The 20,425-nt window shown below is 59.1% G+C and carries 18 protein-coding genes and 1 tRNA gene; 8 read left to right on the top strand and 11 right to left on the bottom strand.

Annotation, left to right across the window (positions count from 1 at the left end):
• Positions 1-44: 44 nt before the first annotated feature.
• Genes GS614_RS04845 through GS614_RS04815 form a run of 7 tightly spaced genes read right to left on the bottom strand, consistent with a single transcriptional unit; the run spans position 45 to position 6,858 of the window.
• Entirely contained in the window at positions 45-977 is a 933-nt protein-coding gene (locus GS614_RS04845; protein ID WP_171725620.1) for an AEC family transporter, read from the bottom strand.
• 54 nt (positions 978-1,031) lie between these two features.
• Positions 1,032-1,829, bottom strand: coding sequence for an MBL fold metallo-hydrolase (locus GS614_RS04840; RefSeq protein ID WP_171725619.1), 798 nt, complete (start codon positions 1,827-1,829; stop codon positions 1,032-1,034).
• On the bottom strand, positions 1,826-2,632 hold the full coding sequence (locus GS614_RS04835; RefSeq protein ID WP_171115081.1) for a TatD family hydrolase: 807 nt from the start codon (positions 2,630-2,632) through the stop codon (positions 1,826-1,828). The genes GS614_RS04840 and GS614_RS04835 overlap by 4 nt, the downstream gene beginning before the upstream one ends.
• Positions 2,629-3,750: a DNA polymerase III subunit delta' gene (locus GS614_RS04830; RefSeq protein ID WP_171725618.1), complete on the bottom strand. Its 1,122-nt coding sequence runs from the start codon at positions 3,748-3,750 to the stop codon at positions 2,629-2,631. The genes GS614_RS04835 and GS614_RS04830 overlap by 4 nt, the downstream gene beginning before the upstream one ends.
• A gap of 3 nt (positions 3,751-3,753) precedes the next feature.
• Positions 3,754-4,380, bottom strand: coding sequence for a dTMP kinase (gene tmk, locus GS614_RS04825; protein ID WP_171725617.1), 627 nt, complete (start codon positions 4,378-4,380; stop codon positions 3,754-3,756).
• On the bottom strand, positions 4,377-5,543 hold the full coding sequence (locus GS614_RS04820; protein ID WP_171115085.1) for a D-alanyl-D-alanine carboxypeptidase family protein: 1,167 nt from the start codon (positions 5,541-5,543) through the stop codon (positions 4,377-4,379). Before GS614_RS04820 ends, tmk begins: the two co-directional genes overlap by 4 nt.
• Positions 5,544-5,559: 16 nt before the next feature.
• Positions 5,560-6,858: an SPOR domain-containing protein gene (locus GS614_RS04815; protein ID WP_171725939.1), complete on the bottom strand. Its 1,299-nt coding sequence runs from the start codon at positions 6,856-6,858 to the stop codon at positions 5,560-5,562.
• 202 nt (positions 6,859-7,060) lie between these two features.
• Here GS614_RS04815 and GS614_RS04810 point away from each other — a divergent pair.
• Positions 7,061-7,150, top strand: a tRNA-Ser gene (locus GS614_RS04810).
• Positions 7,151-7,525: 375 nt separating this feature from the next.
• Here the strand turns inward: GS614_RS04810 and GS614_RS04805 are convergent.
• Genes GS614_RS04805 through GS614_RS22400 form a run of 3 tightly spaced genes read right to left on the bottom strand, consistent with a single transcriptional unit; the run spans position 7,526 to position 9,845 of the window.
• Entirely contained in the window at positions 7,526-9,205 is a 1,680-nt protein-coding gene (locus GS614_RS04805) for a recombinase family protein (RefSeq protein ID WP_171725616.1), read from the bottom strand.
• Positions 9,202-9,618 carry a DUF2924 domain-containing protein gene (locus tag GS614_RS04800; RefSeq protein WP_216601090.1) on the bottom strand — a complete coding sequence of 139 codons (417 nt, stop codon included), beginning with the start codon at positions 9,616-9,618 and terminating at the stop codon, positions 9,202-9,204. Before GS614_RS04800 ends, GS614_RS04805 begins: the two co-directional genes overlap by 4 nt.
• Positions 9,615-9,845, bottom strand: a complete 231-nt coding sequence (locus GS614_RS22400; RefSeq protein ID WP_171725615.1) for a DUF3489 domain-containing protein — start codon at positions 9,843-9,845, stop codon at positions 9,615-9,617. The genes GS614_RS04800 and GS614_RS22400 overlap by 4 nt, the downstream gene beginning before the upstream one ends.
• 448 nt (positions 9,846-10,293) lie before the next feature.
• Here GS614_RS22400 and GS614_RS04790 point away from each other — a divergent pair, with 448 nt between their 5' ends.
• From GS614_RS04790 to terL, 3 genes are read left to right on the top strand one after another with little or no spacing between them, the layout of a single operon-like run.
• A complete protein-coding gene (locus GS614_RS04790; protein ID WP_253285289.1) occupies positions 10,294-11,688 on the top strand; it encodes a DNA methyltransferase in 1,395 nt (464 codons plus the stop codon).
• Entirely contained in the window at positions 11,681-12,112 is a 432-nt protein-coding gene (locus GS614_RS04785; protein ID WP_093964947.1) for a DUF5681 domain-containing protein, read from the top strand. The genes GS614_RS04790 and GS614_RS04785 overlap by 8 nt, the downstream gene beginning before the upstream one ends.
• Entirely contained in the window at positions 12,099-13,577 is a 1,479-nt protein-coding gene (gene terL / locus GS614_RS04780) for a phage terminase large subunit (RefSeq protein WP_170352647.1), read from the top strand. Before GS614_RS04785 ends, terL begins: the two co-directional genes overlap by 14 nt.
• 408 nt (positions 13,578-13,985) lie before the next feature.
• Here the strand turns inward: terL and GS614_RS04775 are convergent, their stop codons facing one another.
• Positions 13,986-15,029 (bottom strand): AraC family transcriptional regulator, encoded by a 1,044-nt coding sequence (locus tag GS614_RS04775; protein WP_170357385.1) that lies wholly within the window; start codon positions 15,027-15,029, stop codon positions 13,986-13,988.
• Positions 15,030-15,220: 191 nt separating this feature from the next.
• Between GS614_RS04775 and GS614_RS04770 the strand changes: the two genes are divergently transcribed.
• From GS614_RS04770 to GS614_RS04755, 4 genes are all read left to right on the top strand, one after another.
• Entirely contained in the window at positions 15,221-16,738 is a 1,518-nt protein-coding gene (locus tag GS614_RS04770) for an amidohydrolase family protein (RefSeq protein ID WP_170343540.1), read from the top strand.
• Positions 16,739-16,789: 51 nt separating this feature from the next.
• Complete coding sequence (locus tag GS614_RS04765) at positions 16,790-18,175, top strand: amidohydrolase family protein (protein ID WP_170342821.1); 1,386 nt, start codon at positions 16,790-16,792, stop codon at positions 18,173-18,175.
• Between the two features lie 74 nt (positions 18,176-18,249).
• On the top strand, positions 18,250-19,929 hold the full coding sequence (locus tag GS614_RS04760) for a hypothetical protein (RefSeq protein ID WP_170392031.1): 1,680 nt from the start codon (positions 18,250-18,252) through the stop codon (positions 19,927-19,929).
• A 68-nt stretch (positions 19,930-19,997) separates the two neighbouring features.
• On the top strand, positions 19,998-20,399 hold the full coding sequence (locus tag GS614_RS04755; RefSeq protein WP_170364433.1) for a hypothetical protein: 402 nt from the start codon (positions 19,998-20,000) through the stop codon (positions 20,397-20,399).
• The last annotated feature ends 26 nt before the right edge of the window (positions 20,400-20,425 follow it).

The raw sequence follows: 20,425 nt of genomic DNA, 5'->3' as shown, positions 1-20,425 counted from the left end.
TTTCGCGATAGGTGTTTCACATCAACCTGAAGTCAACACCTCAGTTAGCCCAGAAGTGTCAGCCATAGCCAGACGGTCAGAATGGACGAGGCCGTTCCGATAAGTACGGCCGACGCTGCGACCCGTTTTGCGCGACCATACATGTTGGCGAAGATATAGGCGTTGAAACCCGGAGCCATGGCCGCATTCAAAACCCCAGACCGAAACAGATCCTGCGGCAGGCCCGTGGATTTGCCGAACACCCACACCAGGCTGGGATGCAGCATCAAAGAGATACAGCAAACATATGCAATGGTGCGCAGGTCGCCCTCGGGCTTGTATTTGACCAGCACACCGCCCAAGGCAAACAACGCCCCGGGCAGGGCAGCACGGGTGATCAACCCCAGCGCTTCGTCGACCACGGCAGGGACCGCCAGGCTGGACAGGTTGACCAGAAACCCAAGGGCGATACCAAGGATCAGCGCGTTCTTGAACATTGCGGACAAAACAGACCTTGCCATGCGCACGCCACCATGACCGCGATTTCGCACGACCTCCATCACCGTGATCCCGACGCCGTAACAAAACGGAGAATGGAAGGCGATGATCGCGTAGTTGCCGGTCAGGTTCTCGGGCCCATATGCGCGTTCGGTTATCGGCAAACCCAACAGGACAGAGTTTGAGAACAGGCAACAAAACCCGATGGCAACGCAATCTTCCCAATCGCGCCCGAAAATGATGCGTGCGCCGAACAGGCCTGCTGTGAAACACAGGGCGGCAGCGGAATAGAAACTGGCCAAAAGCCGGGGGTCGAAACTGGCGCTGAGGTCCAGATGCGCGATGGCCAGAAACAAAAGGCAGGGAATCGCAAAGCCTTGGGTGAACTTCATCAGCCCATCGACATGCGCTTCTTTGAAGTACCCCGTGCGGGTTGCCGTATACCCGGCCCCGATCACAAGGAAAACCGGAAGAATGACGTCGATCAGGCTTTGCAGCATGTGGCCCCCGTGCGACGGGCCTGCTGCGATATCATGCGGGCGACGGGCAGCGGCCTACTGCGACTGATGGATCACCATCCCGTCGAAGGCGGGGGTGATGTGGTCGGGGGTTTCCGCATCGACGGTGGCATAGTCGAGATCGATATGCATGTTGGTCAGAACCGCGCGCTTCGGTTGGAGTTCTTCGATCCACCCAAGCGTCTTTTCCAGATGCGCATGCGTTGGATGAGGCGAGCGGCGCAGGGCGTCGATGACAAGGCAGTCCAGCCCTTTCATTTCGGGCCAGGCATCGTCGTAGATCTCGGCGACATCCGGAAGATAGGCGAGTTGCCCTATGCGGAATCCAAGGGAATCGATCGAACCGTGATTCACTTTGAAAGGACGAAACGGAATCGGGCCGCCGGGGCCGTCGATTTCAAATGGACCGTTGATGGACTTGAGCTCGAGTATCGGAGGATAAGGAGAGCCTTCCGGCTGAATGAACGCGTATCCAAACCGCCCCAACAAGGCGTTCTGGGTGTCTCCATCCGCCCAAACGGGAACGCGGGTTTTCATGTTGAACACGATCATGCGCAAATCATCGATTCCATGCACATGGTCTGCGTGGGAGTGCGTATAGACGACCCCGTCCAACCGCCCTGTACCCGTGTCCAGCAACTGGCTGCGCATATCCGGCGTGGTGTCGATCAGAACCGAGGTTGTCCCATCTGGCCCGTCGCGTTCGACCAGCATCGAACAGCGGCGCCGGATGTTCTTGGGGTTCGCAGGGTCACAATGGCCCCACTGACCGCCCAGCCGCGGCACGCCGCCAGAGGACCCGCAGCCCAGAATTGTAAATCGGAAGCCGGTCATGCGGCGGCCTTGTATGATGCCGCTTTGGTAAACAGCCGGTCGAAGTTCGTCTGTGTCTGATCAGCAAAGGCGGCATAGTCCATGCCAAAGATTTCGGCCCCCTTTTGGGCCGTGTGCACAGTATAGGCCGGCTCGTTTCGTTTGCCGCGATAGGGTGGCGGGGCCAGATAGGGCGCGTCAGTTTCCACCAGAATCCTGTCCACCGGGGCGTTTGCGAAGATATCGCGCAACTCCTGGCTTTTCGGAAAGGCTGCGATGCCGGACATGGACAGATAAAACCCCAGCTCCAGCGCGGCCTTGGCCAATTGAGCAGACGATGAGAAGCAGTGCATGACGCAGGAATAGGGTGCGTTGCGATATTCTTCGGCCAGAATGCGGGCCATATCTTCATCAGCTGCGCGGGCGTGAATGATCAGGGGCAACCCGGTGCGCTGGGCCGCTTCGATATGAATGCGCAGTGACTGTTTCTGCACTTCGGCACTGTCGGCGGTATAGTGGTAGTCCAAGCCGGTTTCACCGATACCGACGAATTTAGGATGCCGTGTCAGGGCGACCAGATCATCGACCGAGGCCAATGGCTCGTCCGCGGCGCTCATCGGGTGTGTGCCGGCGGCATAGAAGACCGGCGCGTGGGCTTCGGCAATCGCACGGACGGCGGGTTCGTTGCGCAGTTTGGTGCAGATCGTCACCATCCGGGTCACGCCAGCCTGGGCAGCACGCGTGATGATGTCGTCCAACTGGCCTTCGAAATCCGGGAAGTCCAGATGGCAATGGCTGTCGGTAATCTGGGGGGTGTCGCTCATCTGTTCTGACCGGCAGTTTCCTGTATCTTGAACACCGTATCTAGGACCAGAGCGGCAGGGTCAAGGTTGACTGCCTGACCATGTCGCGCTCGGGTTGTGATCGTTGCGGCGACCTCGGCCCAGCGACGGGCTTGATTTGGCGATGCTGACAGACGCGCCAGTGTTTCACCCTCGTTGGAGGCGGCTTCCGGAAGCGGGGGCGTGCCCGTTGCCCCGGTCAGGGCCAGCCGTGACAGAGCGATGTCGATCAGGGTAAGCAAAAGTTCGAACCGGTCCGCCGCGCCGCGCTGTGCTGCCGCTTCGGCCAGGGCCAGCGCGCGCTGGCGATCCATGCGGGGCAAGGTGCCCAGAATGGCGATCAGTTCGGCATAGATGTCCAGACCACCCAGATTGATCAAACGCACGGCGTCTCCGACTGAACCTGCGGCAAGCGCGGCAAGGTGTTCTGTCTGCGCGGGAATTTCGGTTTCCGTTTGTGACAGGGCGGCTTGCATGTCTTGCGCGTTCAGCGGGCCTAAGCGCAGCGTGCGACAGCGTGAACGGATGGTTGGCAACAGGCGTGAGGGTTGATGCGATACCAGCAAAAGGGTGGTACGGGCAGGCGGCTCTTCCAGCATTTTCAGCAACGCGTTGGCAGCACTGACGTTCATTTCGTCTGCTGAATCCACGATCACGACGCGGCGGCCGCCGTCCGCAGAGGACAGGCCAAAAAACTTTCCAAGCTTGCGGATGTCATCCACGACGATCTCACCGCGCAGCCGTCCCTGATCGTTCAGCGACCGGGTTATCGCCGCCAAACCCGGTTCTGCCCCGGCCTGAATACGATGGGCCACCGGGTGATCGGGATCGATATCGAGCGTCTCGGGCGGAGGCGGCGCGCCGAACAAGCCGCCATCCTCGGCCGGCGGCGTGGCTAGCAGAAACCTTGCAATTCGCCAGGCAAGGGTCGCCTTGCCGACACCGCGTGGCCCTGTCAGCAGCCAACCGTGATGCAAACGGTCCGACGTGTAGGCGGTCAGGAATGCCTGTTCAGCCGCATCCTGGCCAAAAAGCCGAACGGTTTCGCGCGGATGTGGTGCGCCCGGCACCTGATCCGGAGAAGGGATATCGTCGCTCATCGTCTACCGCAGTGCTGCCTGGACGATTTCTGTCACATCCTGCGCAACGCTGTCCATGTCCCTGTTGCCATCCACGATGTGAAACCTGTCGGGGAACTCATCGGCCAGCGCCAGAAAGCCGGCGCGCATCTTCTTCTGCAATTCCGGGCCAAAATCCTCGAACCGTTCTTCGGTGCCTTGTCGCCCCTTGGCGCGTGCCAGGCCCGTTTCAGGGTCCATATCGATCAGCAGCGTCATGTCCGGTTCGCGCCCGATCATCAGGCTGTGCAACTGATCCACCAGATTTCGCAGGTCACCCCGGGACAAGCCCTGATACATACGTGTGCTGTCAGCAAAGCGGTCGCTGATCACCACCTTCCCTGCCGCCAGCGCGGGCTCGATTGTACGCTCCAGATGGTCGCGGCGGGCTGCTGTGAACAGCAGGATCTCGGTCTCGGCCGACCAGCGATCCGGGTCGCCCTCCAAAACCAGGCTGCGAATTTCCTCGGCCCCCGCAGAACCGCCGGGTTCGCGCGTCAGTACCACCTCGTGACCCTGCGCGCGCAGATGTTCCGCCAGCATCCGCGCCTGTGTTGACTTGCCTGAACCGTCAATGCCTTCGAAGGTCAGAAATAACCCCGCTTTCGTCACATCGACTCCAGCGGGTTGTTGATCACGTCTTTCAACACGATACCGCCGACGGTCAGCATGCGCACCACAAACCCGCCAATCGCAACATCTTCGGCTGCCACCAGCGGGCGCCGGATTTCCGGCAACCCTTCGGGCTTGATCACCAGTTCGGCCAGTTGCTGACCTTTTTTGACGGGCGCGTTGATCGGGCCGTCATAGACCACTTCGGCCTCGACATTCTGAGTGCCCAGAACCGGGAACAGCACATTCAGATCACCTTCGGGAACAAGTCCCACGGTCTTTTTCTCGCCCATCCACAGTTTGGCTTCGGCTATCGGCGTTTCCGCGGTGGCAACTGTCCTCTCGACAAAATTTCGAAACGACCAGTTAACCACGGCCTCAGCCTCCTCTGCCCGTTGGCCGGTGCTGTCGAGACCCGTCAGCACAAAGATCACACGCCTGTCGCCTTGTTTGGCGGACCCGACAAGGCCATAGCCCGCTTCTTGTGTATGGCCGGTTTTCAGGCCATCTGCGCCGATATCCAGCCGCAGCAGCGGGTTGCGGTTGCGGGCGTTCGACGGCGCGCGGCCATCGAATTCGAAAACTTCTTCGGCGAAAAGGGGGTAGTATTCCGGAAAGTCGGTGATCAGCCGGTCCGCAAGAACGGCCAGATCATGAGCCGACATCATATGCCCGGCGGCGGGCCAGCCGTTCGAATTTGCGAAGTTCGAATTGTTCATACCCATCTGCTTGGCCCGCTGGGTCATGTATCGCGCAAATCCCGCTTCGGTTCCATCCGGGCTGAGCGCCTCGGCAATGACGACGCAGGCGTCATTGCCCGACAAAACGATAATGCCGCGCAGCAGATCTTCGACACGAACGCGATCCTGCGTATTCAGGAACATCGTCGAGCCGCCATAGCTCATCGCGTGTTCCGAAACAGGCAGAGTTTCGTCCAGCGTCAAGCGTCCGTCCCGCAATGCTTCGAACGCAACATAAAGCGTCATGAGCTTGGACATCGACGCAGGCGGCAACGGTTGGTCGGCTTCTTTCGACAGCAGAACGGTACCGGTGGTTTGGTCGATCACGTAAGCCGCGCGGGCGGATGTATCAAAAGCCTGGGCTGGTATCGCCAGAACGGCAAGCCCAAGCGCCAGAACAGATGTTCGTATTGAGGACAGCATGTTACGCCTCCCTGAATTAGTCGGTTACCGTGAACGCATCTTTGAAGCCAAGGTCTTTCACGTCCTTTTGAAAGGCTTTGCGCTCGGCCCGGGTTGTGGCGGGGCCGACCAGCACGCGCCAGACTGTACTATTCGCTGTTTTCAGTTCCCGAACAACTGTGGGCAATCCGTTGCGACGCACCTTTTGGGCTGCTGACTTGGCGTTTGCCTCAACGCTGAAGGTTCCAATCTGAACATACGGTTTGCTCAAAGATGTCGCCGACGTTGTGGCAGCTGCGACAGGCGTGGCGTCTGACGCATCAATAGCTGCTGCGGCCCCCTCTACCGGGTCCAGCGGTGTTTCGGTGATCGCGGCGGGGTCTTTCTTTTGCCACCATTTCCGCTTGGCAGGTTGCTCGGCAGGGGGCGCGACCGGTGCATCCGACAAAGAGGGCGACGCCACGGCCGCAGCGGCTTCGGCGGCTACGTCTGCGCTTTCGGTTGCTGTGTCTGCCGCGGCCACGGCCGTTCCCGCAGCCGCAGCGGCGGGGGCTTTCTTCTGCCACCATTTCCGCTTGGCAGGTTTTTCCGCAGGTGCTTCGACCTGATCGTCCGCTGATGTGGCAGTCTCGGCATCTTCGCTTGCGGGCTCGACGTCTTCAGCCGTTTCATCGGATGAACTGGCCGCACCGGCTGCAACCGCAGTCGTACCAGTCGCGGCGGCGGCTGGTTCCTTTTTCTGCCACCACTTCCGTTTGACCGGTTTTTCCGGCTCTGCGGACGCTTGCGTGTCGGAAGCTCCATCAGCAACCGCAGCCGTGGTTTCGGCGGCTGATTCTTCTGCTTCTGGCGCATCCTCCGACGACGGTTCTTCCAGCTTCTCCCGGCGCAGTGCGACGACACTGACTTTTGTCGGCGCACCCGCGAGCATTCCCAGCTCTTTCGCGGCAGCGGACGAGACCTGAAGCGCAGGCCCGGGCAAATTGCGCTCGCGCCGGAACAGGGCGCCGGTCACCGATTTGTTGTTGGACGTGTTTTTGATTACGACACGTTCAGGTTGGGACGCATCCGGGTGCGCAACCCATATCCCGCCAAGAGAAGGCCGGCCATCCCAAAGCCCCGCTTCGGTTGTCTGAAAAACCTCAGGGGCCTCGACATCACGCTGCGAGCCGGAAGTCACCTCGGGCAGGAGTTCTGTTTTTCCCGAATTGTCTTCCGGTTTTTCACTCGATTCAGAAGTTGACAAAACTTCTTCGCATCCGGCCAGTATCGTCAAAGTCAACGCCAGATACGCCAGCCGTTTAGGCCCCGGGCGTGTCTCGATCGCTCGCTTCATCTGCTTTTCCCTTGCCTGAAGGGGTTTCGTTTTCCGAACCCCACTGCCGATCTGCTGGTTCTGTGTGCCAGCCTGTTGCGGTCTTTCGTACGGATCATAACGTGGCTGAAGTGTCATGGAAAGACCGCTGCATGGGCTTCGGCAAGATTTCCCGATTTCGACTTGCCTCTGCGCGAACTTCGCCTTAGACCCTGCTTTCGACGGGGAGGTGGCAGAGTGGTCGAATGCGGCGGTCTTGAAAACCGTTGGGCGTGAGAGCGTCCCCAGGGTTCGAATCCCTGTCTCCCCGCCACTCATACCTGTCTCACTTCAGTTGTATTTTCTGATCCGGAATTGTTACGCAATTCCCGCGCGTTGGCGCATGCGCTTTCAATCAGAGACGAAGCAAACCGTACATTCAGAGGACAATTCAGGCGCGAGTCTCAGTGTCGCATTTTAGCGGGGTCGCTTTGGGCTGGATTTCCCTGATAACCTGCAATTTACAGGGAATATTCGCAAACCGGGACTGACTTCCGTCATTTCTTCTATCAGAACTGTATGTTTCTCAGAGGTTTATGTTGCAAATTCCCTAAATGGTGGAACAGGGAATTTCCTCGTGCGAACAGGGAATTGTTCCGCCGGATCAGGGAGGGCGAAGTCTGTATCAGGGACGCAGGAGCTGGAGATGTCAGAAGCCGAACAGGCGTTCCTGTTCGGACCATTCAAGTGGGTGGGTCACGCTGACCAGACGCTTGAGTGTGAGTTCGGGCGGCTGGCTCCCGTCGAGAATCGCCGTTTGAATCTTTGGTGAGAGAAAGGCGAGCTGAGCACGGGTGCGGATGAAGGCGTCAGGGACGCTTTCGCGGCGGGCAATCTCCATCAGTTGAACTCCGGCCTTCAGATCACGGGCCCAGCCATGTGCGCGGATCAGCATGGACCGGAGGTGGGGATCAGGTTGGGGTGCCATGTCTCCGGCGATGACCTTGGCCTCGACGCCGCGGCGGCGCAGATCGAAAGATGCGGTGACGTGGGTGAGATCCGGGTGCAGATGATCGGCCGCGATGCCAAGTACGCTTGCCAGAGTTTTGGGGTTAAATTCGAGGTCGATCTGTCCTCGTGCAAGTTTGCCTTTGGCCAGAAGAGCAGCGCCGATCTGACAGCCATGGCCTAGAAGCCGGGTTACTAAATCCGCAACTGAAGTCTGAACTGCCTCGGCTGACCCGGCCTCCGGCTGCGCCAGTATTTGGTGCGCCGCGGCGGCGTCTTGCAAATGTCTGACGATGACATCAATGACCGCGTTTTCCAGCGCAGGGCCGGGCAGTCGCCAGCCAGAGATATCCTTGCCGCCTGAGATCAGTCGATTGGAGATATAGTAGCGCAACCGTCGGCCTTTGCGCGTGGTGTGGGTCGGCGTCAACCGATCACCAGTTTCGTCATACAGCAGACCGGTGAGCCAGGCCCCGGGGTCAGTGGAGTGTTGGCGCGCATCGGAGTCGCCGCGTGCCCGCGAGCGGTTGGAGGCCTGTCGCATTTTTTCCTGCACCCGGTCCCAGATGTCCTGATCGATGATCGCCGGATGTTGTCCGTCCCAGATCTTATCCTTGTGGCGGATTTTTCCGAGATAGACCGGATTGCGCAGCAGGTAATAGATTTGACCCCGTGACAGCGGACAATCCCCCTTCACACTGCCATCTGTCCGAACAACCCGTTTTGACCGCAGGTCTTCTGCCTTTGCCCGTTCTTCTACTTTGCGCAGGCAACCAAGCTCGTCATAAAGCCCAAAGAGATGCCGGACCGTTCTGGCCTCCTCTTCATTCACCACCAGCGTTCTTGCCTTCGGATCGGGGTGGCGATCATAGCCCAGAGGCAGGTTGCCACCCATCCAAAGCCCCTTCTTCTTCGACGCTGCAATCTTGTCGCGAATACGTTCGGCGGTGACTTCCCGTTCAAACTGAGCAAAGGACAACAGCACATTCAGGGTCAACCGACCCATGGATGAGGAGGTATTGAATGCTTGTGTGACGGACACAAAAGAACAGTTCGCCTTTTCCAGCCGTTCGACCAGCTGCGAGAAGTCGGCAAGCGACCGGGTCAGCCGGTCAATCTTGTAGACCACCACCATGTCAATACGCCCGGCATCGATCTCTTCAAGAAGGCGCTGAAGGGCGGGGCGCTCTAGGGTGCCGCCCGACAGGCCACCGTCATCGTAGCGTCCGGACAGCAGGGTCCAGCCTTCATGTCGCTGGCTTGCGACATAGGCCGCGCAGGCCTCATATTGCGCATCCAGCGAATTGAAGTCCTGATCCAGCCCATCTTCTGAGGACTTGCGCGTGTAGATGGCGCATCGGATTTTACGGCGCGGGCTCATTTGGCCGCCTTGCCGGTGAGCCCAAAGAAACGCGGCCCTGACCAATGCGCGCCGGTAATCTCTCTGGCGATGGCGGAGAGCGAGCGATAGGACCGACCGTTCCAAGTAAAACCGTCCTCTGTGGCGTCGACTACATGTGTCACGCCATTCCACTCACGTAGCAGGCGCCCACCGGGTTTTAGGGCAGGGCATGTAGGCCGGGGTTTCTTCCCAGAGCCCTTTTCCAGCGTGGCTTTGACTTGACGGGGCAGCCTGCCATGACGGCGGGACTGCATCTCAAAGGCGATAAAGCGGCGCAGGAAGGGTTGGCTGAGCATGGCGGGGGCGGGTTGATCAAACAGTTGCTGCCAAAGCGTGACCAGATCCGATCGTCGCATGACGGCCAGATCGGCAGCATCGCCAGTCTTGGTCATGACTCTTCTCCTGTTCCCACCGTCAGGTGATAGGTGGAAGAAATATCTGGTTTGTCGGGTGCCCGCCTTTCAATTGTGACGCCTTTTTTCCGCAGGCCGCTTAGAGCCGCTCGGACCGAATGAGGCTGCCACCCCGTTGCTTTGCAGAGCGCCTCAAGGCTGGCGCCGCTCGGGCGGCGCAACAAAGCTTGAACCTTGTCAATTTTGGTTTGCTTCCGTTTGGACATTAACTGTCTCCTCTGATCTTGGGTCAGCGAGATGCCGAACCCCGGTACCGAGGAGCGCCCGAATGGCTCGGGCGTGGGTTCAGTGATGCGTGGTTGACGGCAACAGTCCAGCTCTTTCTGAAACGATTACTGGAGGCGTGTGCTTTGAAGTGCGACGCTGCCGTACCCCCGATTATTCGTCAACAATCTTAATTGGTTACTTTTAGTTTGGGGGGTTGCGTCTCGTATTGATGGCACCTACATTCGACCTAATCGCCCGGACTATCAGGGCGGGAAACTGCTCCCGCAGGCAGCACTCATTGGAAACACAGGTTTCCGCAGAGAGCATTCAAAGGAGCAACGTCTCGGATCGATTGGTCCGGGGAGTTGCGATTTGTGCTCTCTCCGATTTTCCAACGCGATCCCTCCATATCGACGTCCGCGCGGCGTCACGCAAAAGGAGGCGGTTATGCCTGCCAACAAAACACAAAGTGACGCTCTGGCGTCCAATACGCCGATCTGGATGGCGGAGAAAGTCATCCAATCCCAGATCAGCCAGATCAAGCCCTACGCCAACAACAACCGCGTGCACGCGGCCAAGAATGTCGACAAACTGAAGGCATCGGTGGCCCAGTTTGGCTTTGTCACTCCGATCCTGTTGGATGGTTCGGGCACAATCATCGCGGGTCATGGCCGCTATGAGGCCGCTAAAGCCCTGGGGTTGATGTCCGTGCCGACTGTTGTCGTGGATCACTTGTCAGAAGCGGAAGTGCGCGCTCTGCGCATTGCGGACAATAAGCTGGCGGAATTGTCGGACTGGAACGAAGCGGCGTTGCAGATCGAATTTGCCGAGCTGATGGACCTCAGCCTTGATGGCGAGTTGAACTTTGATCTGGACATCACAGGGTTCGAAACACCGGAGATCGACATCATTGTCGACAGCGTCGGTGAGGTGACGGAATCTGTAGCGGAAACTGTTGAGACGCCGGACCCTGCGGCACCCGTAGTCACGGAGCCGGGCGACCTCTGGGTTCTCGGAGATCATCGCATTTTCTGCGGGGACGCCCTTCAAGCCCAGAGCTACGACACCTTGCTGGAAGGCGAGACCCCGCAGATAGTCTTCACCGATCCGCCTTACAACGTGCCTGTCAATGGGCATGTGCGGTCCGGCAATAGCGCCGAACACCGCGAGTTTGCCATGGCGTCGGGAGAAATGACGGATAGCGAGTTCCGCGGCTTTCTTTCAGGCGCGATCACGCAGTTGTTTGACTGCCTGCCGAACGGAGGCATCGCGATGATCTGCATGGACTGGCGTCATATCGAAGAACTGATTACGGCGGGCAAAGCAGCTGGATTGGACCTCATCAATCTCTGCGTCTGGAACAAGACGAACGGAGGCATGGGCAGCCTTTATCGCTCAAAGCATGAGCTGATTTGCATTTTCAAGAAGCCTGGTGCGCCGCACATCAACAACGTCGAGCTGGGCAAACACGGGCGCAACCGGACCAACGTCTGGGATTACGCCGGTGTGAACAGCTTTGGGGCAGGGCGCGAGGCGGATCTCGCGGATCATCCCACGGTGAAGCCGACAGCTCTGGTTGCAGATGCCATCATGGATGTGAGCCACCGCGGCGATGTCGTGCTGGACGCCTTTGGCGGGTCCGGCGCGACTCTGCTGGCAGCTGAGAAAACCGGGCGCCAAGCGCGGCTTATTGAGCTCGACCCGGCTTATGTCGATGTGGCCATCCGCCGTTGGCAGGAGATGACCGGTGATAGCGCCGTGCACGCGGTAACAGGCCAGACGTTCGATGCGCGTTTTGCGGCCAACGATACCACTTCAGAACAGGAGGTGGGTCATGTCTGACGATACGAAAGAGTATGAGGTCGGCTACGGCAAACCGCCCAAGGCGACCCAATTCAAAAAAGGCCGATCCGGCAATCCGAAAGGGCGGCCGAAAGGTGCCAAGGGGGTGAATGCCAGCTTGAAACGTGAATTGGAAACCAAGATTACGGTTCGCGAAGGCAGCCACGAAATCCGGATTTCCAAGGCTGAGGCAATTGCCAAGCGGTTCACGGCAGGCGCGTTGAAGGGCGACACGAAATTGTTGATGGCGCTGCTTAAGCTGGACACAGATCTGTTCAACGCAAGTGAATTGGACGCGCAAGAAAGCGTCCGTACGGTTGAGCCCGACGCTGTCGACTACGACATCCTCCGGGATTTCTTTTCCAGCCAACTGGACGGTGACGGTGATCTGGAAAACGAGGAGGCGGAAGATGACGACTCCTGATCCAAAAATCGTCGTGCAAGCCGCTCGCGAGGTTTGCCGGGACAATTTCTTTCCCTTCGTTTGGCGTGTGTTTGGCACGCTGCACCAGGGAACTGACCGCAGCTTTGATCCGGCCTGGCATGTGCGGGCCATGTGCCATGAGTTGGACAATGTCCGTCGAGGCGAAAACAAGCGACTGATCATCAACATCCCGCCACGTTGCCTGAAATCGGTCACCGTGGCCGTCGCATATGTCGCTTATCTTCTCGGTCATAACCCCAGCGCCAAGATCATCGTTGCCAGCTATGGGTTGGATCTGGCGCGCAAACATTCCGAAGATTGTCGTCGGATCATGTCTGCGCGCTGGTACCGGGAAATGTTCCCTGAAACGGTCTTGGCTAAAAAGGGCAACACCTCAGAAGAAATCCGCACCACAAAGGGAGGCAGCCGTAAGGCTGTCTCCATTGGAAGTTCTGTCACCGGTCATGGCGCCGATTACATCATCATCGATGACCTGCTGAAAGCCGGAGATGCCGGCTCCGAAGCCGAGCTGGTCAAGGCGCAGGAGTTCATTGAGGGGACCTTGTTGTCGCGCTTCGACAATCCGGCCGAAGGGCGTGTGGTTATGGTTGCGCAACGGTTGCACGAGATGGATCCGCCGGGTTATCTGCTCGAACGCGGGACCTACCGGCATCTGAATCTGCCTGCCATCGCAGAAGGCCATGAGGTGGTTCCTCTTGGGCGTGGAAGGGTCATGCGCCGCAAACCGGGTGATCTCCTGTGCCCGTCCCGTTTGGATCAGCAAACGCTGGATACCAAGCGTCGCGAAATGGGCGCGGCCGTGTTCAATTGCCAGTATCAGCAGAACCCAATTGCTCCCGACGGGTCGCCCTTGCGCTGGGAGTGGTTTGGCACCTACGAGACCATCGAAGATCGCCGCTGGTTCCAACTGGTGGTTCAGAGCTGGGATACGGGCATGTCGGCAGACCCCCGGTCTGATTTCTCTGTCTGTACAACCTGGGGGTTCCGCGAAAATGCGTGGCATCTTATCGACGTCTGGCGCGGGCAGGTAGACTACCCAGACCTGAAAGCCAAGGCACTGCAACTTGTCGGCCGTTGGGATCCCGATCGTGTCCTGATCGAAGATGCGGCCTCCGGCAAACCTCTTTTGGACGAATTGTTTCGTGATGACCGTCGGCGCTACGAACGCATTAAACCCGACAAGGACAAGGAAACCCGGTTCCAGTCCGCTTGCGGTCCTGTCGAAGAGGGCAAGGTTTATCTGCCTGCAGATGCACCCTGGCTGCCGGTATTCAAACGGGAGCTTCAGTCCTTTCCACGCGGACGCAACGACGATCAGGTCGACAGCTTTGCCCACTTTCTGAACTGGTCCAAGGGACCGGGCTTCTACCGGGCATTGGGCCGCGACCACCGGATCAACATCGAACGTCGGGAGCGTAATCGAGAGAGGGTCAGGCGACGGTAGGATCTCGGAGTTGAGCTTGAAAACTCGTTGAATAGTACTGGGAGGGCCGATGTCGGACCAATCCTGAGAGCGGCCCCAATGACCGCTCGCAACCACAAACCGGTCTAATCGCTAATGCCGTCGGATGACGGCTTTGAGCCCTTCCCGACCGATGCAGCTTTTGTCACGAACGGGCAGAATGCCGACCTTACGGACCTTCGCTGCGGGCACGAGAAGTCAGAGTTCGCAGAAACCAAGGCGGTCAAGATGGGCGGCAAGCGGGAGTTCGCTGCGGATAGCATGGAGGTCTCCTTTCCCATCGATTGCTCCCCGCGAAGGGCTCGCCGGTTCATGCATCTCTTCGGCATTACCATTGGCGACCGAGGTTCCAAGAGATTGCGGTAGTCGAGAAGTCGCAGCGGGGTCAGGCTAATCTGCAGGCGCTCCGGCAATTTGGGCCTCTTGTGCCTCCTTATTGCGCCAATCTTTCGGGGATATGCCGAAGTTCCGCGTGAAGGCTCGGGTGAGTGCCGATGTTTCGGACAAGCCGACCAATTGGGCGATCTCCTTGATCGAATGATCAGATGTGGTGAGCAGTTCGGAGGCCTTTTCCATCCGCAGCCGGTTGATCACCTTGGACGCCGTTGTTCCGTAGGAGGACAAGCGCTTGTTCAGCACCTTGGTGGTGATGCTGCACATCCGGGCGGCCTCGCTCACCGTCAGCGCCGGATCGGACAGCCTTGATCGCACCAGAATTTCGAAGCCTTCGAGGTAGTCCAGGGGCACATCGACCTGAACCGGTTCTTCGATATCATTGTCGTGGTTCACGAGGAGTTCGGGGTTGATTGGAAGCGACAGCCAGGCCGCCGGAAAGCGGATGGAGAATCCCCTGTTGTTGCACTTGATGCCCCGCACGCCATGAAACTGCTCCGGCAGCAGGGTCGGATCGCAGAGGCGCAGAACAACCTGGGTTGGATCCCATCGGAAATCGAGAACACGGTGCAGCAGGGAGATCCAGATCCCGACGAGAAAGGCGTCCGAATGGCCCGGCGACACCTCGGGTTCGAAATTGCGACTGGTGGTGAAGTAGGCGTGTTCCTCCTCGATCAGGAGCCGGAAGGACACCGCGTTGCTTTCCTTCGAGACGATCTGGGTGAACCGGGTGAAGAAATCGCCAAGGGTCACCGACTGGCCGAGGAGCGCCCCACGCGGCAGGAACTTCAACAGGTCTGTCTGTTGTCCCGCCAAGGCGCAGATATCCGGCCGGGTGATGTCGGCGATGGAGGCCAGCGCCGCATAGACCGTGTCATGCGGGATGAACTCGGCCGGGTTCAGGACCTGTTCCTCGCTCAATCCATGCAGCCCGAGCGCAAAGGCCGGATCCGCATCGAGCCGCCGCATCATCGCTACGACGGGGCCGAGGACCGTAGCACGTACGAGGGACAAACCGTCCTTTTGTTCTCCTTGCGGCATCCACATCACCCTTTCGCTCTCCGACACGCTACGGGCGCGGGCGCCTGACGGCCAAGCAGAAATTGGCTGAAATTGACCGGATCGGGTCAGAAAAATGCACCACGGGATCAGCGGGTCAAAAGAATCTCGGGGCACATGTGCATAGTGGGAGGATCGGTCCGCAGGAAGACCGACCCCTGGGAGGACACCGAATGACAACACTCAACCTGAAGGCGTTGCTGCCGGCCATGTCAATGGCAATTGCGCTCACGACGCCTGCCATTGCGCAGGATATCCCCAACATTCCCTCGGAGGTCACGCTGTTCAAGAACGTGATGGTCTTCGACGGGGTGAATGACGGCTTGAAAGATGTCGACGTGCTCGTCGTCAAGAACAAGATTCACAAGATTGCAGAGGACATTCCCGAATCCGGCACGTGGGAAGTCGAAGTTCGAACGGGCGGGAGCAAGCGCCTGCCCGATCCTGTTGGCGGTATCGACGGCTATTCTTTCACCATCCAGACCGAACGCGGTATCGAGACCAAAGAGGTCGAGGTCAATGTGATCGACGGCGGCGGACGCACCTTGATGCCGGGACTTATCGACAGCCATGTGCATGTGAATATGTACAAGGATGGCACGATCCCGGGCCTTCAGGACACGACATGGGAGGAGATCGGCGCACGTTCTGCGGCCTTTGCGCAGGAAATGCTGGCGATGGGCTTCACAACCGTGCGCGACATGTGCGGTGCACATGGTGGACTTCGTGCGGTAATCGACGAGGGTTCGCTTCCGGGCCCGCGGATATACTCGTCCGGCGCCTGCCTCAGCCAGACCGGTGGTCATGGCGACTGGGGGATCGCCGGGCAACGCAAGAACGAAAGCAATCTTGAACGGCTGGAGATCACGCGGCTTGTCGACGGCCCTGCCGAAGTGCTCCACGGCGCGCGGCGGAACTTTGCGCTTGGGGCCAACTACCTCAAGATCATGGTCAGTGGTGGTGTGACCTCCATCAAGGACCCGATCTACCAGTCCGCCTTTACAGACGAAGAAATCGCCGCTGCCGTCGAGGTGGCCGGGGACATGGATTCCTATGTCGCCATGCATGTCTTCATGGATAGCGACCTGTCGCGCGCGCTCGATCTCGGGGTCAAAGTGGTGGATCACGGCCTGACCATAACGGAACCGACGATGCAGAAGCTGGTAGAGAAGGAAGCGTTCTTCTCGCCCAACCTGACCGCGTTGGCGCCCGAGGCGCTTGAGCATCCGATGCACCAGGACCCGACCTTCCCGCCGACGGCGAAGTTCCTCTGGTTGCGGAAAAACAGCGAGCAGTTGTTTGATCTGGTGCGGAAGTACAAGCCGAAGATGGTGTTCGATTCCGACTACGTGCTGCTGACCGGTGTGCCGTACCGGCAGTCGATGGACTTCACCAAGGCTTTCATGGCGCGTGAGTTCGGCAACCTCTGGGCCTTGCAGATGATGACCTCGAATGGCGGCGAACTGGCCGCACTGACGGGACGCGGAAACCCCTATCCCGAAGGCAAGCTCGGCGTGATCGAGGAAGGTGCCTATGCCGATATCCTCATCGTTGACGGAAACCCGCTCGAAGACATCACTGCCATCGGCGCTGTCGATACATGGTTCGATGCCGAGCCACGCGGGCAGGACGTGCCGAGCATTCGCGTCATCATGAAGGACGGCAAGTTCTACAAGAACACGTTGAACTGAACTTTCGGCGGGGCGCTGGCTCCGCCGTCAACATTGCGGAAGGGCAAACTTATGAAGCATCTTTTCAAGTCCACATTACTGGCGGGCGTGGTGTCGCTCGCTGCCGGCATGTCCTCTGCGCAGGACGAAGCGCTGCCGCAGACCCTGTTCACCAATGTCCATGTTTTTGACGGCGTGAACGAGGCGCGGATCGAAAACGCCAGCGTTCTGGTCGAAGGCAACCTGATCAAGGAAATTTCGACGGACGGGATCGAAGCGCCCAACGCAACCATGATTGACGGCGGCGGGCGCACGCTCATGCCGGGGATGCATGACCAGCACGTGCATTTGCTGGTGTTCAACCCGCTCAGTGACGGGTTGCGCCAGAACATCACGCCCTTCCATCTTGGTGGCGTTGCAACGATCCGGTCCGAGCGCATCCTGATGAACGGGTTCACGACGGTTCGTGACCTCGGCGGACCGGCAAAGTCCATCGCGCGGATCATCGATACCGGTATGTTCCCCGGCCCGAGGATCTATTCCTCGGAGGCCTTCATCACGCAGACATCGGGCCATGCCGATTTCCGCAAGCTGAACGACCGGCATCCAACCCTGTCGGGGCAAGGCCCATCGCATTGGGTCGACACGGACATGAGCTTCATCGCGGATGGCCCGGAGCAGATCCGCATGGCGGTGCGCGAGAACCTGCGGCGCGGGGCAACCCAGATCAAGGTCATGGTCAGCGGTGGGGTCACGTCCGAGTTCGACCCGCTGCATTCGCTTCAGTACCAGGCGGACGAGATCCAGATGGCGGTCAAGACCGCCGAGCAATGGGGCACCTACGTCACCTGCCACGTGTTCACCGAGCAGGCGATCCGCAACTGTATCGACAACGGTGCAAAGACCGTTGAGCACATCCCGTTCCTGACCAAGGAGGCCGCCGAGATCATGGTCGAAAAGCAGATCATGTTCGCGACGGCGGTAGCCCCGGTCTACTCGGTGACGACCGAACAGGCGGAAGCCTTCTACACGCCAGCCTCGTTCGCCAAATGGAAGAGTGTCCGTGACGCCGCCGCCAACATGATCGAGGTGATCCAGACGACACCGGGCATGATCGACCTCTACACTCTGGGCACCGATCTCATCAACAACTGGGACCAGACGCTTGAGCAGGACAAGAAGATGAACGACGAGTTCAAATACCTGCACGAGGCCAAGTTCAAACCCTTCGACATTCTGCGCATGGCCACATCGAACGGCGCCCGCATGAACCGGCTTACGGGCTTGAACAATCCGTATCAAGACGGCCCGCTCGGCGTGGTCGAGGAAGGCGCTTACGCGGATCTCCTGCTGGTCGATGGCAACCCGCTCGAAGACATCCTTCTTCTGGCCGATCCTGATCCCAACCTGAAGGTCATCATGAAGGACGGCGTGATCTACAAGAACACGCTGGACTGAGGAGAGCGCGGGGCGGTCTCCCTCGTCCGCCCCGCGTTTTTTTGCCCGACGCAATCATCCCGGAAGGACTGACCGTGAAACACCTCACTCTTGCCACTCTCATGGCCCTCTGCAGTTCGATGGCGGTTGCTCAGGAGTGCGACGTCGCGCTTCTCAACGGCCGCGTCATGGACCCGGAAACCAATCTTGATGCCGTGCGCAATGTCTGCGTGACCGGCGACAGGATCACCGCGATCACCGAAGATGCCTTGACGGGCAAGCGCGAGATCGACGTTTCCGGGCATGTAGTCGCGCCGGGATTCATCAACACCCATTCGCATTCCTTTGGCGGCTTCGATCAGAAGATGATGGCCCATGATGGCACGACGACGATCCTCGATACCGAGAGCGGCGTGGCGGATGCCGACCTGTTCTACGACAAATACGAGGGCAATTCCTTTCTCAACTTCGGTTCCGGGATGGGGCACGAGGAGATCCGGCGTGTCGTGATGGATGGGGTTTCAGTCGAGCTGGCATCCGATCCGACCTACATCCTCAAGTCACGCGGTGCAGCCGAGGAAGAAGACGGACATGCCAGCTGGGCGCTGGATATTCCGACTGCGGATCAGCTCGTCGAAGTCATGACCATGTATGAAAAGGGTCTTCGCGCCGGGGCGATCACCGTCAACACGACGGTGGGATACATGGGATACAACACCTATCCGAAGGAGATTTTCGCGCTTCAGAAAATGGCGAAGAAGTATGACCGCTTCTTTGGCGCCCATACCCGTTTCGGTCCGACCGAGAGCCTGCCGCTCTACTATTCCCTGGGCGCAAACGAGGTGATCGCAAACGCCGTTGCGCTCGACGGGGCCCTGATCCTTTCCCACATCCAGAACCAGGGGTGGGAAGAAATCTACGAGCTTGCGCGCCGCCTGCAAATGCGCGGAATGACCATCTTCGCGGAATACTACCCGGCCATCACCGGCAATCCGAACATCGCGACACCGCAACTGCTGCCGGACAAGATCGAGGCGAACAATATCGTTCCGACCCGCGATATCTTCGATACCAGCACCGGCGAACTCTACGAGTCCGACGAGGAGTTCTTCCGGCAGCAGAAGGAGGATCCGAGCAAGCCGATTTTCATCACAGTCCGCCCCGAAGCAGACCTGGAGCGCTGGATCCACATGAAGGATATTGCGATCGCCAACGACATCGTCGGCTTCACCGTCGATGGCGAACCGCTGCCGATCGAGGCCGATTTCACGGAGTACGGGGGGCACCCGCGCAATGCCGGCACCTATGGCATCGTGTTCCGCGAGGCCCGTGAACAGGGCATCGCGCTGATGGAGATGGTGAACAACGCCTCCTACATTCCCGCGAAGTACTTTTCCAAGGTGGGCCTGAAGGCGATGCAGGAACGCGGCCGGATGCAGGAAGGCATGATCGCGGATATCACGATCTTCGACCCCGACACGATCACCGAAACATCATCGATGAAGAAGGGCATGAACGGCTCCTTCACCAAGGGAATCCCCTACGTTCTGGTGAGCGGGCAGGTCATTATCGACGACGGTGTCGCTAATATCGACCTGCGGCCCGGGCAGCCGATCCGTTACCCGGTCATCGAAGGGGGCGAGATCGATCTGGACCTCGGGGACAAGGAATTCACCTGGCACGCCGACATCGAAACGCCAGAGGATGAGCATTCCGAGTTCCCGCTCCGCCCTGCCGAGCTGGAACACTCCATTCCCGGAGCTCCGGGGCATTGAACCCACAAGAACGGTCAGGGCAGCCATGCTGTACTGACCACAACATCGAAGCAATTCCGGGTGGCAAGATGAACAGGATCCTTCTTTCGACAGCCCTTTGCGTCTCTGCGACAGTTGCAGCGGCGCAGGACACAAAAGACATGCGCACCTTCCTGTTTATCGGCGCATCCAACAGCGCCGCCTGGGAGATGCAGATCGCCAATCCCGGGGACCGCGCGGCCTCGGTGAAGGGTGGGATCGAGGCGCTCGGCGGCGAGCTTTTGAGCTACTATTGGGGGCTTGGGAACGGGAAGAACTACATCACCGTCGCCCTGCCGGACGACCCCACCTTCATCCAGGCCTTCTATGTCAGCCGTCTCGGTGACGGGTTGCTGGAGGATTACCAGATGATCGAGTTGATGAGCAGCGCCGACATGGCCGAAGCCCTCGCCCGTGTGCCGGAGATCAAGGCGCAGGACGATCTCAAGTAACCGGACTGCACACTCGGGACGATCCA

It is taken from the genome of Ruegeria sp. HKCCD6604, from assembly GCF_013110635.1.
GTDB lineage: Bacteria > Pseudomonadota > Alphaproteobacteria > Rhodobacterales > Rhodobacteraceae > Ruegeria.
Note: the sequence above shows the minus strand (reverse complement) of the source record. Positions and strands in the feature narration are given on the sequence as shown.

What these genes read in the sequence shown, in the direction of transcription:
- GS614_RS04765 (WP_170342821.1), top strand. Translation starts at nt 16,790, where the DNA reads ATGAAGCATCTTTTCAAGTCCACATTACTGGCGGGCGTGGTGTCGCTC.
- GS614_RS04800 (WP_216601090.1), bottom strand. Translation starts at nt 9,618, where the DNA reads ATGACCAAGACTGGCGATGCTGCCGATCTGGCCGTCATGCGACGATCG.
- GS614_RS22400 (WP_171725615.1), bottom strand. Translation starts at nt 9,845, where the DNA reads ATGTCCAAACGGAAGCAAACCAAAATTGACAAGGTTCAAGCTTTGTTG.
- GS614_RS04815 (WP_171725939.1), bottom strand. Translation starts at nt 6,858, where the DNA reads ATGAAGCGAGCGATCGAGACACGCCCGGGGCCTAAACGGCTGGCGTAT.
- GS614_RS04830 (WP_171725618.1), bottom strand. Translation starts at nt 3,750, where the DNA reads ATGAGCGACGATATCCCTTCTCCGGATCAGGTGCCGGGCGCACCACAT.
- GS614_RS04790 (WP_253285289.1), top strand. Translation starts at nt 10,294, where the DNA reads ATGCCTGCCAACAAAACACAAAGTGACGCTCTGGCGTCCAATACGCCG.
- terL (WP_170352647.1), top strand. Translation starts at nt 12,099, where the DNA reads ATGACGACTCCTGATCCAAAAATCGTCGTGCAAGCCGCTCGCGAGGTT.
- GS614_RS04840 (WP_171725619.1), bottom strand. Translation starts at nt 1,829, where the DNA reads ATGACCGGCTTCCGATTTACAATTCTGGGCTGCGGGTCCTCTGGCGGC.
- GS614_RS04820 (WP_171115085.1), bottom strand. Translation starts at nt 5,543, where the DNA reads ATGCTGTCCTCAATACGAACATCTGTTCTGGCGCTTGGGCTTGCCGTT.
- GS614_RS04785 (WP_093964947.1), top strand. Translation starts at nt 11,681, where the DNA reads ATGTCTGACGATACGAAAGAGTATGAGGTCGGCTACGGCAAACCGCCC.
- GS614_RS04845 (WP_171725620.1), bottom strand. Translation starts at nt 977, where the DNA reads ATGCTGCAAAGCCTGATCGACGTCATTCTTCCGGTTTTCCTTGTGATC.
- GS614_RS04805 (WP_171725616.1), bottom strand. Translation starts at nt 9,205, where the DNA reads ATGAGCCCGCGCCGTAAAATCCGATGCGCCATCTACACGCGCAAGTCC.
- GS614_RS04775 (WP_170357385.1), bottom strand. Translation starts at nt 15,029, where the DNA reads ATGCCGCAAGGAGAACAAAAGGACGGTTTGTCCCTCGTACGTGCTACG.
- GS614_RS04835 (WP_171115081.1), bottom strand. Translation starts at nt 2,632, where the DNA reads ATGAGCGACACCCCCCAGATTACCGACAGCCATTGCCATCTGGACTTC.
- GS614_RS04755 (WP_170364433.1), top strand. Translation starts at nt 19,998, where the DNA reads ATGAACAGGATCCTTCTTTCGACAGCCCTTTGCGTCTCTGCGACAGTT.
- GS614_RS04770 (WP_170343540.1), top strand. Translation starts at nt 15,221, where the DNA reads ATGACAACACTCAACCTGAAGGCGTTGCTGCCGGCCATGTCAATGGCA.